This window comes from Urechidicola sp. KH5 (assembly GCF_054661455.1).
Map to the genome: position 1 here is coordinate 704,122 of NZ_BAAFSW010000001.1, position 14,205 is coordinate 718,326.

General features: G+C 34.3%; 13 protein-coding genes. 7 read left to right on the plus strand and 6 right to left on the minus strand.

The features are described from left to right. Window position 1: 1 nt before the first annotated feature. From ACYQ5R_RS03235 to ACYQ5R_RS03245, 3 genes are read left to right on the plus strand one after another with little or no spacing between them, the layout of a single operon-like run. On the plus strand, window positions 2–226 hold the full coding sequence (locus ACYQ5R_RS03235) for a putative signal transducing protein (RefSeq protein WP_460189470.1): 225 nt from the start codon (window positions 2–4) through the stop codon (window positions 224–226). Next, window positions 223–1,590 carry a saccharopine dehydrogenase family protein gene (locus ACYQ5R_RS03240; RefSeq protein ID WP_460189471.1) on the plus strand — a complete coding sequence of 456 codons (1,368 nt, stop codon included), beginning with the start codon at window positions 223–225 and terminating at the stop codon, window positions 1,588–1,590. The genes ACYQ5R_RS03235 and ACYQ5R_RS03240 overlap by 4 nt, the downstream gene beginning before the upstream one ends. Window positions 1,591–1,640: 50 nt before the next feature. Further along, window positions 1,641–2,333, plus strand: coding sequence for a phosphoadenylyl-sulfate reductase (locus ACYQ5R_RS03245; RefSeq protein WP_460189472.1), 693 nt, complete (start codon window positions 1,641–1,643; stop codon window positions 2,331–2,333). On the opposite strand, the gene ACYQ5R_RS03250 is transcribed toward ACYQ5R_RS03245, so the two are convergent. The 3 genes from ACYQ5R_RS03250 to ACYQ5R_RS03260 all read right to left on the minus strand — a co-directional run bounded on the left by ACYQ5R_RS03250 (window position 2,322) and on the right by ACYQ5R_RS03260 (window position 4,293). Then, entirely contained in the window at window positions 2,322–3,038 is a 717-nt protein-coding gene (locus ACYQ5R_RS03250; protein ID WP_460189473.1) for a tRNA1(Val) (adenine(37)-N6)-methyltransferase, read from the minus strand. The two genes, ACYQ5R_RS03245 and ACYQ5R_RS03250, sit on opposite strands and share 12 nt — an antisense overlap. A 142-nt stretch (window positions 3,039–3,180) precedes the next feature. Next, a complete protein-coding gene (rimM, locus tag ACYQ5R_RS03255) occupies window positions 3,181–3,708 on the minus strand; it encodes a ribosome maturation factor RimM (RefSeq protein WP_460189474.1) in 528 nt (175 codons plus the stop codon). A gap of 18 nt (window positions 3,709–3,726) precedes the next feature. After that, window positions 3,727–4,293 (minus strand): 30S ribosomal protein S16, encoded by a 567-nt coding sequence (locus tag ACYQ5R_RS03260; RefSeq protein WP_460189475.1) that lies wholly within the window; start codon window positions 4,291–4,293, stop codon window positions 3,727–3,729. 282 nt (window positions 4,294–4,575) lie between these two features. Between ACYQ5R_RS03260 and dnaE the strand changes: the two genes are divergently transcribed. From dnaE to ACYQ5R_RS03280, 4 genes are read left to right on the plus strand one after another with little or no spacing between them, the layout of a single operon-like run. After that, entirely contained in the window at window positions 4,576–8,931 is a 4,356-nt protein-coding gene (gene dnaE / locus ACYQ5R_RS03265) for a DNA polymerase III subunit alpha (protein WP_460189476.1), read from the plus strand. Further along, window positions 8,903–10,063, plus strand: coding sequence for an acyloxyacyl hydrolase (locus tag ACYQ5R_RS03270; RefSeq protein ID WP_460189477.1), 1,161 nt, complete (start codon window positions 8,903–8,905; stop codon window positions 10,061–10,063). The genes dnaE and ACYQ5R_RS03270 overlap by 29 nt, the downstream gene beginning before the upstream one ends. 2 nt (window positions 10,064–10,065) lie before the next feature. Continuing rightward, on the plus strand, window positions 10,066–11,157 hold the full coding sequence (locus ACYQ5R_RS03275) for an acyloxyacyl hydrolase (protein ID WP_460189478.1): 1,092 nt from the start codon (window positions 10,066–10,068) through the stop codon (window positions 11,155–11,157). Between the two features lie 9 nt (window positions 11,158–11,166). Further along, entirely contained in the window at window positions 11,167–11,913 is a 747-nt protein-coding gene (locus ACYQ5R_RS03280) for a head GIN domain-containing protein (protein WP_460189479.1), read from the plus strand. A 1-nt stretch (window position 11,914) separates the two neighbouring features. On the opposite strand, the gene gldA is transcribed toward ACYQ5R_RS03280, so the two are convergent. Genes gldA through ACYQ5R_RS03295 form a run of 3 tightly spaced genes read right to left on the minus strand, consistent with a single transcriptional unit; the run spans window position 11,915 to window position 14,102 of the window. Next, complete coding sequence (gene gldA, locus ACYQ5R_RS03285; RefSeq protein WP_460189480.1) at window positions 11,915–12,808, minus strand: gliding motility-associated ABC transporter ATP-binding subunit GldA; 894 nt, start codon at window positions 12,806–12,808, stop codon at window positions 11,915–11,917. 20 nt (window positions 12,809–12,828) lie between these two features. Continuing rightward, window positions 12,829–13,548 (minus strand): YqjF family protein, encoded by a 720-nt coding sequence (locus tag ACYQ5R_RS03290; protein ID WP_460189481.1) that lies wholly within the window; start codon window positions 13,546–13,548, stop codon window positions 12,829–12,831. 53 nt (window positions 13,549–13,601) lie between these two features. Beyond that, complete coding sequence (locus tag ACYQ5R_RS03295; RefSeq protein WP_460189482.1) at window positions 13,602–14,102, minus strand: GbsR/MarR family transcriptional regulator; 501 nt, start codon at window positions 14,100–14,102, stop codon at window positions 13,602–13,604. Window positions 14,103–14,205: the final 103 nt, after the last annotated feature.

The following is a 14,205-nucleotide window of genomic DNA, read 5'->3' on the forward strand; positions in this document are numbered from 1 at the left end:
TATGAAAAAAGAAGAAAATAACTTAGTATCTATTTTAAATACGACTGCATTACATGAAGTTCAAATCGTAAAAGATCAACTTGCAATTGAAGGCATTAATAGCTTTTTAGCAGATCAGTATGCCACTTCTACAATTGGAACATCTTTTTCTGATGGATATAGACTCCAAGTGAATGCTACAGACTTAGATAAAGCCAAACAAACTTTACAATCAATTTTTGAATGAGAACAATTCTAATTATCGGTGCTGGTAAATCTTCTGCTGTACTAATAGATTATTTATTACATAAATCAACCTCTGAGCAATTTCAAATACAACTTGCAGATACTTCTATTGAGAATGCTCAAAAAAAACTAAACAACCACCCAAATTCAATTGCAATTGAGTTGGATGTTTTTAATAAACCTGAAAGGCAGAAAGCTATTTCTAATGCCTCTATTGTTATATCTATGCTGCCAGCACATTATCATATTGAGGTAGCCAAAGACTGTATTCTATATAAAAAACATCTTGTTACGGCTTCTTACATTTCCAAAGAAATGCAAGAATTAAATGAGGCCGCCATTTCAAACAATCTGACCTTTATGAATGAAATTGGTGTTGACCCAGGTATTGACCATATGAGTGCAATGCATGTTATAGATCGTATAAAAAATAAGGGGGGTAAAATGCTTTTATTTGAATCTTTTACGGGAGGATTGGTTGCTCCTGAATACGATAACAATCTCTGGAATTACAAATTCACATGGAACCCAAGAAATGTGGTGATATCTGGTCAAGGAGGCGTCGCTAAATTTATTCAAGAAGGCAAGTACAAATACATACCGTACCACAAATTATTTAGACGAACAGAATTTTTAAGCATTGAAGGCTATGGTAAATTTGAAGCCTATGCCAATCGCGATTCACTAAAATATCGCAGCGTTTATGGGTTAGATACTATTCCAACCCTTTATAGAGGAACTATTAGACGCGTTGGTTTCTCCAGAGCTTGGAATATTTTTGTCCAGTTAGGTATGACCGATGATAGTTTTGTTATGGAGGGATCAGAAAATATGTCGTACAGAGATTTTATTAATTCATTTTTAGCGTATCACCCAACTGATTCTGTTGAACTCAAATTACGCCATTATTTGAAAATTGACCAAGATGATATTTTATGGGCAAAACTCATTGAACTTGACTTATTCAACCCTAACAAAAAAATTGGTCTAAAAAATGCTACACCAGCGCAAATGCTTCAAAAAATTCTAACAGAAAGTTGGAGTCTAAAAAAAGACGATAAAGACATGATTGTTATGTATCACAAGTTTGGTTTTGAAATAAATGGAGAAAAACAGCAAATAGATGCTCAAATGGTCGTATTAGGGGATAATCAAGAACATACTGCTATGGCAAAAACAGTAGGCCTACCTGTAGCGATTGCTGCTTTAAAAATATTGAATGGTGAAATTACAAACAAAGGAGTTCTCCGCCCTATATCTAAAAAGATTTATACTCCAATTTTAAATGAACTAGAGCCTTATGGCATCTTATTCAAGGAGTATAAAGTACCCTTTTTAGGATATAATTCAGAAAATGTTAGCTAGTATCACACAAACTCTATATATTTGATAGGTTTTAAAAATAGCCAACTAGAATGGATACTAGCATAGTGGAGAAAAGAACATTTACCGCCCAAGAAATTGCGGTTTTAAATAAAAAATATAGAACCTTAACAATTAGAGAACGAATCAAAGCCTTATACCAAGATTTTGATGTTAACGAGGTTATGTTAACCAGTTCTTTTGCTACTAGTTCAGCCTTTTTACTACACGAATTCTCTCAGGTAAACAAAGAACAAGTTATTTACTTTATCGATACCAAATACCATTTTGAAGAAACCTTAAAATACAAAGAAGAGCTAACTAGACTTTATGGTTTGAAGGTTGAATCTATTGGAGCTAACAAAATTGACAACGATTTCACCACTCGAAATGAAACTTGGAAAACTACACCTGAGTTTTGCTGTGACATCAATAAAGTAAGGCCCTTAAGCCTTATAAAACAACGATTCAATTTATGGGTTTCTGGCTTGATGGAATGGCAAAGTGACCATAGATCTACCTTAGACATTTTTGAATTGAGAAATGGTATTTTAAAATTCTATCCACTACTAGATGTTAGTAAAGAAGAAAGAGAAGTATACATTAAAGAACATAAATTGCCTTTTCATCCATTAGTAGCAAAAGGATATAGTTCTGTGGGTTGCAAACATTGTACAGTACCCGGAGAAGGTAGAAGTGGCAGATGGAATAACCACCCAAAAACTGAGTGCGGTTTACATCTTTAAGTAGAAGTCTTTAACCAATTCAGTGTATTCTTTGGTATACACATGCCTTTCTAATTCAATAATTAATTCATCTTCTTGAATTAATTTATTTTCAAAAGACAACTGTAATAAAGTTCTTTTTACAGGAGCAGATTTCTTGCCTTTCACGCGGGTTATTCTATTTGGGAATAAACTAAACTTTTGAGCGACTTCTAAGAATTTCACTTCTTCTTGAAAAGGAATTATAAAAGCACACGAGCCATGTTCTGACAACAATTTTGCCGTACCACCTAATAGAATTTCAGCCGGTAAACTTTTTTCATGCCTTGCTTGCTGCCTAGAAGCAACCATAGAACCTTCTTTTACTGTGTTTGTATAAAACGGCGGATTCGACACTATAAAATCATACTCTTCGCCTTCCATTTCAGCTACAAATTCCTGAAAAGAAGCATGATAACAAAACAAGCGATCTCCCCAATCTGACTGCTCAAAATTTTCAACAGCTTGTACATAAGCACCTTCATTCAATTCGACCGCGTCAATAACTTCAGCAAAAGATTTTTGAGCCATTTGCAAGGCGATTAAACCCGAACCAGTACCAATATCTAAAATTGAAAATATATCTTTTGGTTGAGCCCAAGCACCAAGCAAGACACCATCTGTACCAACTTTCATAGCACATTGATCTTGGTGAATAGTAAATTGTTTGAATTGAAATGGTTTCATCTAATAAATTATAATGAAAGGTAAGTACGAGTAGATTTTGATAAAAATCATATCGAGAATTTATTACAAGAAAACTTCTCGATACAAAAACTCGCTATGCTCATATTCACTCCAAGTGCTAAAATCTTAGCAGTACAATATTTTATTCCAAATAAAGGTCTATTAATCCTTCAGGAGTTTCTACTAGAATAGTTCTATTACTACGATCTACCTTTTTTATAAAATGGTCTATCATAGGAATTAAGAGCTCCACTCCTTCTCTATCAACTTCAAAAAGAGGTTGCGCTGTAGTGTCATTAATACCGGTAATCTCACCAACTATACCTTGATTAACGTCTTCTAATTGAAATCCAATTACTTCGTGAAAATAGAACTTATTACCTTCTAATTTCGGTAAAAGTGATAATGGTAAATAAATACTTGATTTCATTAAGGCCTCAGCATCTGCCTCTGTATCTACCCCTTCAAATTTAACACGTAGTTGATTACCTTTTTGAAGCAAGGTTTTCTCCATAAAAAAAGGAATCAGATTTGCGCCGTGTTGCACAAACACTGATTCCAAATTTTCGTATAAATGAGGTTCGTCTGTATCTAATTTAATAACAACTTCTCCCCTAAAACTGTGTTTTCTAACGATCTTACCAAGATAAAAGCAATCGTCTTTTTTCATGGTTGTTAGAAATTTAAACTACTCTGCAGTTTCCTCAGTTGCTTCTTCAGCTGCATTCTCTGCAGGTGCTTCTGATCCTTCTTCAGCCGCTGCCTCTGCCGCTGCTGCTTCAGCCTCAGCCTTAGCTGCTGCTTCAGCTTCTGCTACTGCATTCTTACGAGCTTCGTTTACTTCTTTCTCTGCTGCTAATGCTGCCGCTTTAGCATCTGCTTTTGCTTTTGCTAAACCTTCAACTTTTGCATTTACCAAACCAGCTTTCTCATCCAACCATGCTTGGAATTTCTTTTCTGCTTCTTCTTCAGAAAAAGCACCTTTTCTGACACCTCCTAATAAGTGATGCTTTAATAAAGCTCCTTTGTAAGACAATAATGCTCTCGCTGTGTCTGTAGGTTGTGCTCCATTTTGTAACCACTTTACTGAACCATCAACATCTAAATCAATAGTTGCAGGATTTGTGTTAGGATTATAAGTTCCTAACTTTTCTAAGTATTTACCATCTCTTTTCGCACGAGCATCAGCTGCTACGATCCAATAAAATGGCTTTCCTTTTTTACCGTGTCTTTGTAATCTAATTTTTACAGGCATTTTTTAAAATTTTAAGGTACTCGACCTTGATTATTAAATACTCCCCGAACTCGTTTCGGGTTTGAGGGTGCAAATGTACTGATTTTATTCCTTTTAACAATCACTATGCTTTAAAAATTGCAGTCTATTTTTAGCTTCAAATAAATACAAATGAATTAAACATCTCACACACCTATTATTCCTGCGTAAATCACCCCATTTTTTGTTGATAAATAATGAGAATTAAGCCGATAAAAAAAGACTGTTTTTTGCTACTTTTAACCTTTCAAACCAAGGCCATTTATGTACCTAATTTTTGATACTGAAACTACTGGATTACCTAAGAATTACAACGCCCCTATAACAGATACAGACAATTGGCCACGTTGTATTCAAATTGCATGGCAATTGCATGATAATTTGGGTAATCTAATAGAGCATCAAGATTATTTAATAAAGCCTGATGGCTTCAATATTCCGTATGATTCTGAGCAGATTCATGGTATTTCAACACAACTTGCCGAGGTAAAAGGTATCCCGTTAGCTGAGGTTTTATCAAAATTTAATATCGCACTTTCTAAAGCTACTCATGTGGTTGGACAAAATGTAGGCTTTGATGTAAATATAATGGGCTGTGAATTCTATCGAGAAGGTGTAGAAAGTCCTTTAGTAGAACTTCCTGTTTTAGATACTTGTACCGAAACAACAGCAGAACTATGTAAAATACCAGGTGGTAGAGGTGGTCGCTTTAAACTTCCGACACTAACAGAATTACACCAACATTTGTTTGGTGCTGCATTTAACGAGGCACACAATGCAACCGCTGATGTTGAGGCAACAACGCGTTGTTTTTTAGAATTAATTCGTCAACGCATTTTTACAAAGGAAAGTTTAGATGTAGACGAAACCTATTTTAAAGAATTTGGTGAGCACAATCCGCAACCAATTAAAGTTATCGGATTAAAACACCTCAACTTAAAAGCGGAAAGTGCTCTACTTAAAAAAGAACAGATTACAGATACACCTGTTGACTCTGTAAGCAAAGTAGATATTTCTGCATTAAAAGATGCGCCTTTTGCGCATTTACACAACCATTCGCAATTCTCCATTTTACAATCTACAGCGAGTGTAGGAGATATTGTAAAAGCAGCCATTAAAAACAATATGCCTGCAGTGGCTTTAACCGATGCCGGTAATATGATGGGGGCGTTTTATTTTGTGAAAGATATACTCGCTCATAATAAATCTGTTGAAACGCATAATGCCGAATTAAAAGAAGGTGATACACCAAAACAGAAAATCACTCCTATTGTTGGGAGTCAGTTTAATGTCTGTGAAAATCATTTAGATAGAACACACAAAGACAATGGGTATCAAATTGTGCTATTAGCAAAGAATAAAAACGGCTATCATAATCTTGCTAAACTTTCTTCGATATCTCATACCAAAGGATTTTATTATGTCCCTAGAATTGACAAACAATTAATAGAAGAATATAAAGAAGACGTTATTGTTTTAAGTGGTAACGTTTATGGTGAAGTATCAAGTAAAATTTTAAATATTGGTGAGCAACAAGCAGAAGAAGCACTGATTTGGTGGAAAGAACAGTTTGGAGAAGATTTTTATTTAGAAATTACCAATCATGGTCAAGAAAATGAGCAGCACTTAAATCAAGTGTTACAAGAATTTTCTAAGAAACATGCCGTTAAATTAGTTGCTACTAACGATACTTTTTACATCAATCAAAACGATGCCACTGCGCATGATATTCTGTTGTGTGTAAAAGATGGCGAAAAGTTTGACACACCAAAAGGTCGAGGTCGAGGATTTAGATATGGCCTACCGAACGAAGAGTATTATTTCAAGAGTGGGGAAGAAATGAAGGAGATCTTTAAAGATACTCCTGAAGCTATTTTAAGTATTGCAGAAATTATAGACAAGGTAGAACCTTATCCCCTAGCAAGAGATGTACTCTTACCAAAATTTGATATTCCACAACAGTTTGTTCACGAAGAAGATGCTGTTGATGGTGGAGTACGTGGTGAAAATGCTTACTTAAGACATTTAACTTATGAAGGAGCCTATAAGCGTTGGGGTAAAGAACTGGATGAATCAACCATTGAACGCCTTGATTTTGAATTAGAAATTATCGAAAAAACTGGGTATCCAGGGTATTTTTTAATTGTTTGGGATTTAATTCACGAAGCACGTCAAATGAATGTTTCAGTTGGACCTGGTCGTGGTTCGGCAGCAGGTTCTGCAGTGGCATATTGCCTTTGGATTACTAATATAGACCCTATTGCTTACGACTTACTTTTTGAGCGTTTCTTAAATCCTGATCGTGTTTCACTTCCTGATATTGATATTGATTTTGATGATGAAGGTAGACAGCGTGTTATTGATTTTGTAATTGAAAAATACGGAGCAAGTAATGTTGCACAAATTATTACTTATGGTACCATGGCAGCTAAATCTTCTATTAGAGATACTGCTAGAGTACTTGATCTACCGCTTCATGAAGCAGATAGAATTGCAAAGTTAATTCCGGGTACCAAACTAAATCACATCTTTGGTACAGACGAAAAAAGTAAGTCTAAAATTGCAGGGTTAAGAAGTGAAGAAAAAGAACAAGTAGCAGAACTTGTTACTATTGCAGATGGTGATGATTTATCAGCAAAAACAATTAATCAAGCAGTTTCTTTAGAAGGCTCTGTAAGAAATACAGGTATTCACGCCTGTGGTGTTATTATTACGCCAGAAGATATCACCAATTTAATTCCGGTTTCTACGGCCAAAGATTCTGACATGTTCGTTACACAGTTTGACAACAGTGTAGTAGAAAGTGCAGGACTATTAAAAATGGATTTCTTGGGTCTTAAAACCTTAACCTTGATAAAGGATACGGTTAAGATTGTAAAGGCAAAACACGGTGTTGAATTAATTCCAGATGATTTTCCGTTAGACGATGAAAAAACTTATGAGTTATTCCAAAGAGGAGAAACCATTGGTATTTTTCAGTACGAATCTCCTGGAATGCAAAAGCACATGAAAAACTTAAGACCGACAACTTTTGCGGATCTTATTGCAATGAATGCGCTATACAGACCTGGTCCAATGGAGTACATTCCTTCTTTTATTGATAGAAAACACGGTAGAGAAGAAATTACCTATGACCTTCCTGAAATGGAAGAATACTTGAAAGAAACCTATGGTATTACAGTATATCAAGAGCAAGTAATGTTGCTTTCTCAAAAATTGGCTGACTTTACAAAAGGTCAAGCCGATATGCTACGTAAAGCCATGGGTAAAAAAATATTTGCCTTACTAGAAAAGCTAAAACCACTTTTTATGGGTGGTGGTGAAAAAAACGGGCATCCAAAGGAAACATTAGAGAAGATTTGGAAAGATTGGGAAGCATTTGCGGCCTACGCTTTTAACAAGTCGCACTCTACCTGCTATGCCTATATTGCTTATCAAACGGCTTATTTAAAAGCGCACTACCCTGCTGAATATATGGCGGCTGTACTCTCTAATAACATGCGAGACATTAAGTCTATTACTTTCTTTATGGAAGAGTGTAAACGAGCAGGCTTGCCAGTATTGGGTCCAGATATTAATGAATCTTATTATAAGTTTGCTGTAAATAATGAAGGTGCTATTCGTTTTGGTATGGGAGCCATTAAAGGTGTGGGAGAAGGTGCCGTTGAAGCCTTTATTAACGAACGAAAAGAGAATGGTCCGTTTAGATCAATTTTCGATGTTGCCAAACGTGTAGATCTCAGAGCGGCAAACAAAAGAACGTTCGAAGGACTTGTGCTTGCTGGAGGTTTTGATAGTTTTAATCAACATAGAGCCCAATATTTTATGTTGGATGATCGCGGTCAAACATTCCTAGAACGTGCCATACGATTTGGCTCAAAATATCAAGAGAACAAAAACTCATCGCAAGTATCACTTTTTGGAGAGGCTTCAGAAGTACAATTTGACGAACCGTTGATTCCAGAATGTGAAGAATGGGGAATGATGGAAAAACTATCTAAAGAAAAAGAAATGGTGGGCATCTATATTTCTGGTCATCCTTTAGATGATTTTAAAAATGAACTTCGCAGTTTCTGCAATGCTCATTTAGGCATTTTCAGTGACCTAAAACACATGGATGGTAGGACCGTTTCTATTGGCGGAATTATCACTCAAGTAGAACACCGTATTTCGAAAGCAGGAAAAGGGTGGGCCACATTTACTGTTGAAGATTATCAAGCTGCACAAGAGTTTAGAATATTTGGAGAAGAGTATATGAAGTTTAGACACTTCTTGGCTCCAAACGCATTTTTACATATTCGAATTTCAGGTCAAAAGAACTATTATAACGACGATATAAAATTGAAGTTTACTGAAATGCAATTATTGCATGATGTTATGGAAAGACTCGCCAAAAACATTACACTACATTTATCTGTAGATGATATCAATGAAAATACGCTTAAAAAATTAGAACATATCATAGTTACAAATGTGGGTCAAAAACCTATTTATTTTAAATTGAATGATTTAAAAGAAAAAACGAGTGTTACTATGAATAGCCGCACAAAAAAAGTCAACATTACTAACGAATTGCTAACCCAACTTAAAGATGAATCTGTTGCCTTTAAGCTCAATTAAATGCTCAAATAAAAATATAATTGCTCTTTTATTTGTTTTAGCAATTGCATTGCAATTACAAGCTCAAGATGCGGAACCTAATGAAAGCGTACCTCGACAATACAGTTTTGTCGCTGAGTATTTCTATGGTAATATTTTGAGGCATCAACCCACTGTAGCTCCTATTGTTGCAGGTCATCCACAAGGGTTTATATTGAGCTACAATCGCAAAAATTTTGGTAGAGAATCTTGGGAGCAAGGATTTAATTACCCAGACGTCGGTTTTTCTTTTGCCTATCAAAATTACAATAGTGAGATTGTTGGAGATTTATACTCGCTATATGCGCATTACAATTTTTACCTATTAAATAGAGCTAGTAAAAATCAGTTAATGCTGCGAGCTGGTATTGGTTTAGCATACAATACCAATCCGTATGATAAAGAAACAAACAATAAGAATGTTTCGTTTGGTACACATCTAAACTCAAGTACCTATTTTAAATTATACTACCAACGAGAACGTATCTTTAATAATTTAGGCGTTCAAGCAGGCTTAACATTTATTCATGCGTCAAACTCAAATTATAAATCACCTAATACAGGTTTAAATACATGGGGTGCAACTGTAGGATTACACTACAATTTAGAACAGGAAGATGCGCCTTTTTATAGACATGATGTAACTAACAAATATATTGAACCTATCAAATTTAATTTTGTGTTTAGAGGTGGTGTAAATGAATCCGAAAATATTGGTAGTGGCTTATATCCGTTTTTTGTTTTTTCTGGGTATGCTGATAAACGCGTTAGTAGAAAAAGTGCCATCCAATTGGGGACAGATGTTTTTATTTCTCCTTTCCTAAATGAATTTATAGAGTATTACCACGTTAATTTTCCTGGAGAATCTGATGCTAGCACTTCAGATATTACTCGTGTAAGTTTGTTTGTGGGACATGAACTATTTGTAAATAAATTCTCCGTAATAGCACAAGTTGGTTATTATGTGTATTGGCCATTTAAATATGAGACAAGGTATTACGAACGCCTTGGATTAAAACGCTATTTTGGAGATAAATGGTTTGCTGCTATAAGTCTAAAAGCACATGCGGCCAATGCTGAAACTGTAGAATTTGGAGTCGGAATTCGCTTATAAATATGAAAAAGTATATTCTGTTTAGCATATTTTTTACAGTCCTTTTGAAAGGGCACTCTCAAGGCAATAACTCTATTGATGCCCATATTTTTTATGGCAATATTATTGAACACGCTCCAGAATTGAAACCGCTTATAAAAAAGCATCCTACGGGAATTATTTTACAGTACAACAAACATCTATTAGAAAACAACCTTTTCGGCAATCAATTCAACTTTCCCGATGCTGGTTATACCGCCATTTTTCAAGATTTTAAAACTGAAGAAATGGGCGAAGTCTATTCTATTTTGCGTCATTATAATTTCTATTTACTAAATAGAAACAATTCACATCAACTTAAATTAACAAGTGGTTTTGGTTTGGGTTATGCCACTTCTCCATTTGATAAAGAAGAGAATCCAAAAAATTGGGCAATAGGATCTAAAGTAGTGGCCGCTGTTTTGTTAAAACTACAGTACCAGCACGATTATTTAATTGGCAATTTTGGTATGAATGCTGGGTTTTCTCTCATTCATTACTCCAATGGTAGTTTTAATGTTCCTAATTTAGGTGTCAATACCATTGCAGCAACGGTTGGTGTACATTATGATTTAAACCCTAAAACACTTGCTCCAGACAGAGTCTTAGAAAAAGAAACCTTAAAAGAACCAATTCATATAAATGCAGTGTTAAGAGCGGGATTTAATGAAAGTCTTATAAATGGAAGTGGGTTATTTCCATTTTACACCTTGTCTACATATGGTGATAAAAAGTTGACAAACGTATCCACCATTACTTTTGGAGCAGACTTCTTTTTTCCTGTATTTATGAAAGATTATATTGAATGGGACAGCATACAAAATGATGAACCAGTTTCTGATGCAGATTGGAAAAGAGCAGGTTTATTTGCTGGATACGAAATGAATATGCACAGTTTTTCTGTGATTGGACAAATAGGGTATCACGTGTATTACCCTTATGAATACGTGAGTAGAATTTACGAACGTTTTGGATTCAAAAAACGATTTGGAGAGCACTTGTTTGCTGCTCTATCTTTAAAAATTAATATGTTTAGGGCTGAAGGATTGGAATTCGGACTGGGCTATCGCTTTTAAATAAAAAGTATGATGAAAAAGTTTTTATACATAGTTTGCTTTGTATTGATTTTTGCTTGCAACAATGAAGATGCAAGCGACTGCTTTCAAACCACAGGTACCACCATTCAAAACGAAATTGAAGTGGCCGCTTTTGATAAGATTCTAATTTATGAAGGTGTAGAATTAATAGTAAAAGAAGGTGCTGAACAAAAGGTTGTGATTGAAACAGGTCGTAACTTACTGAATGATGTAACTGCTGTTGTTTCAAACAATGAACTCATTCTAACAGATAATAACAGTTGTAATTTTTTTAGAGATTACAATATCACAAAAGTATATGTGACATCGCCTAATATCACCGAGATTAGAAATTCTTCACAGTTCCCAGTACGATCAGATGGAACACTTACCTACCCTAATTTAACTGTTTATATTGAAGACTATTTTGGTGACTATTTAAATACTGGGGATTGCTTTTTATCAATTAATAACGAAGAGTTGAGAGTAATTTCAAATGGAAATGGAAATTTTTACATTGATGGAAACACAAATTCACTAAGTATAACATTTGCTGCTGGCGATTCGCGTTTTGAAGGTCAAAATTTAAGAGCTAATAAAGTTTTTTTCACTCATAAAAGCACTAATGATATGTTGGTTTATCCTATAGATATTATTAGAGGTAGTATCTATTCTTATGGAGATGTGATTGCATACAACCAACCAACTACAGTTAATGTAGAAGAACTATTTCAAGGGAAATTGATTTTTAGATAAATTACTTTGTCAACGATCTAAACAAAGTTTCTAAATCTGCGTTTTTGGTTTGTAATTGTAGAATTTTTAATCCGTGATTTTTTGCAAAATCAAACACAGTACTCGCCATGTCTTCTTGTGTGTTAAAAGTCAGTTCCCAATTAAAATCAAAGGTGTTTTTGGCTTTTACCAAATGCGGTATTTGTTTTACAAATTGCTCTTCTATTCTTAAATCAAAGGCAACTTCAATAATTTGATGTTTGTTAGATTTTAACTCTTTTAGTTGCTTATCTGCAACCAATTGCCCTTTATTTATAACAATAACACGGTCACAAAGCGCCTCTACCTCTTGCATGATATGCGTAGAAAACAGCACTGTTTTGTCTTTACCAATTTCTTTAATTAAACTTCTAATTTCCACTAACTGATGTGGATCCAATCCAGTGGTTGGCTCATCTAAAATTAAAACAGAAGGGTTGTGCAATAAAGCAGCTGCAAGGCCAACACGTTGCCTATACCCTTTAGAAAGTTGCTTTATCTTTTTATGTGATTCAACACCTAAACCCACTTTTTCAATAATTAATGGTATTTGATCTTTTGACACCTTGTAGATTCGAGCACAAAATTGCAAATACTCTTTTACATACATGTCTAGATACAACGGGTTGTGTTCTGGTAAATATCCGATTTTAGCTTGAGCGTTCAATGGTGCCTGAGCTAAATCTATACCATCTACCGTAATGGTTCCTGTATCAGGTTTTAAGTAACCGTTTATTAATTTCATAGTGGTTGATTTACCAGCTCCATTCGGACCTAAAAAACCTACTATTTCACCTTTATCAATGCTAAAACTGATGGTATCAACTGCTTTTTGAGTACCATAACTCTTAGATATTTCTTGTAATTCTATAGACATGTTTGCAAATATAAATGTTCTTAACTGATAACGGGTGATTTGATAAAATCTTGTTGCTGAAACCCAATTTCAACTCCTACCTCAGAACCATTTACAAAATGAGTATGTAACAATTTTGCTCTTTTAAAAACTGGTGGCAATAAATCTAAAACTGCTCCATATTCAGATACTTCAGTATTTTTTGAGAATGCCCATAGCTTGTGTTGGATTAGGTACACCTTAGAACTTAAATCTTCATTCTTTACAAAAGCAACATACCTGTCAATTATAAAATGATCAAAACTTTTTATTTCAGGCTCCATAAATTCTTGAGAGGCATTTACCGCGAGAATTCCACCTGGAAAGTTATATTGGGTATATATAGATTCACTATTATGTTCTTTACGAATTTGAATCGATTTGTAATAGAATGGTTCATTATAAATCTTATTTGCAATAAATGCGATTAATGGTTTTGGGGCAAACTCCCTTAAAAACACCACCCCTTTGCGACCGTCAATTTTAGATTTTACATACACTCTAAAATTAATTTCACCAAAACTTTGATGAAAAGGCACTTTAATTCCAAAGAATTTAACTTTAGAAAATTGAAATGCAACAGCACTAAAAACAGCTTTGTTATTGAATAAATCGAGTTCTACATCATTGGGTAAAAATGGTACTAATACATCCGGTTCTATAGTATAAGAGCGCATAATTAAATCAGTCCAATGTCCGGTCATAAATGTGGTTGTTTTCATAATTTTTCTTTTTATACTTTCAATAATTTTTGAAAGTTTGTGTGTAAAAAAATTTACTTTATTACTTTCAGTAGATTTTTATAAAACCAATGCTCATCCGATTTCACAAATTTATCTACTACTCCGTTCAAAGAACCTGTAAATGATTCTAAATCGGCTATGGTTTTAGTAAATTCTTTTTCTTCCTCTGTTTGTGCTTCCATCTTTTTTAGGTCATTCAGCAATTTTAACACAGGCTCTACTTCTCGCTTTTGACGCTCTCTCATAATTTTTCTACCGATCTCCCAAATATCTTTATCTGCCCTAAAGAAATCACGACGCTCTCCAACTTTAAATTCTTTGGTCACAATACCCCAATCAATTAAACCTCTTAAATTCATATTGGCATTACCTCTCGATATTTGCAATGCCTCCATAATATCTTCTGTAGATAGTAATTCTGGTGTTACTAAAAGTAATGCATGAATTTGCGCCATTGTTTTATTAATGCCCCAATTAGAGCCCAAAGAACCCCAATGTTGAATAAATTTATGTTTCGCTTCATCTAATTGCATGGAACAAATATAATGTATTTTCTAAACTTTCAGTATTTTTTGAAAGTTTTTTTTATACTCAAAAATTCAAGACCTTTGTAACATAATTTTAATTCACTCGTTG

Bases quoted from the DNA above. Each gene is read 5' to 3' on its own strand.
- ACYQ5R_RS03235 (WP_460189470.1), top strand. From the start codon at position 2: ATGAAAAAAGAAGAAAATAACTTAGTATCTATTTTAAATACGACTGCA.
- ACYQ5R_RS03240 (WP_460189471.1), top strand. From the start codon at position 223: ATGAGAACAATTCTAATTATCGGTGCTGGTAAATCTTCTGCTGTACTA.
- ACYQ5R_RS03245 (WP_460189472.1), top strand. From the start codon at position 1,641: ATGGATACTAGCATAGTGGAGAAAAGAACATTTACCGCCCAAGAAATT.
- ACYQ5R_RS03250 (WP_460189473.1), bottom strand. From the start codon at position 3,038: ATGAAACCATTTCAATTCAAACAATTTACTATTCACCAAGATCAATGT.
- rimM (WP_460189474.1), bottom strand. From the start codon at position 3,708: ATGAAAAAAGACGATTGCTTTTATCTTGGTAAGATCGTTAGAAAACAC.
- ACYQ5R_RS03260 (WP_460189475.1), bottom strand. From the start codon at position 4,293: ATGCCTGTAAAAATTAGATTACAAAGACACGGTAAAAAAGGAAAGCCA.
- dnaE (WP_460189476.1), top strand. From the start codon at position 4,576: ATGTACCTAATTTTTGATACTGAAACTACTGGATTACCTAAGAATTAC.
- ACYQ5R_RS03270 (WP_460189477.1), top strand. From the start codon at position 8,903: ATGAATCTGTTGCCTTTAAGCTCAATTAAATGCTCAAATAAAAATATA.
- ACYQ5R_RS03275 (WP_460189478.1), top strand. From the start codon at position 10,066: ATGAAAAAGTATATTCTGTTTAGCATATTTTTTACAGTCCTTTTGAAA.
- ACYQ5R_RS03280 (WP_460189479.1), top strand. From the start codon at position 11,167: ATGATGAAAAAGTTTTTATACATAGTTTGCTTTGTATTGATTTTTGCT.
- gldA (WP_460189480.1), bottom strand. From the start codon at position 12,808: ATGTCTATAGAATTACAAGAAATATCTAAGAGTTATGGTACTCAAAAA.
- ACYQ5R_RS03290 (WP_460189481.1), bottom strand. From the start codon at position 13,548: ATGAAAACAACCACATTTATGACCGGACATTGGACTGATTTAATTATG.
- ACYQ5R_RS03295 (WP_460189482.1), bottom strand. From the start codon at position 14,102: ATGCAATTAGATGAAGCGAAACATAAATTTATTCAACATTGGGGTTCT.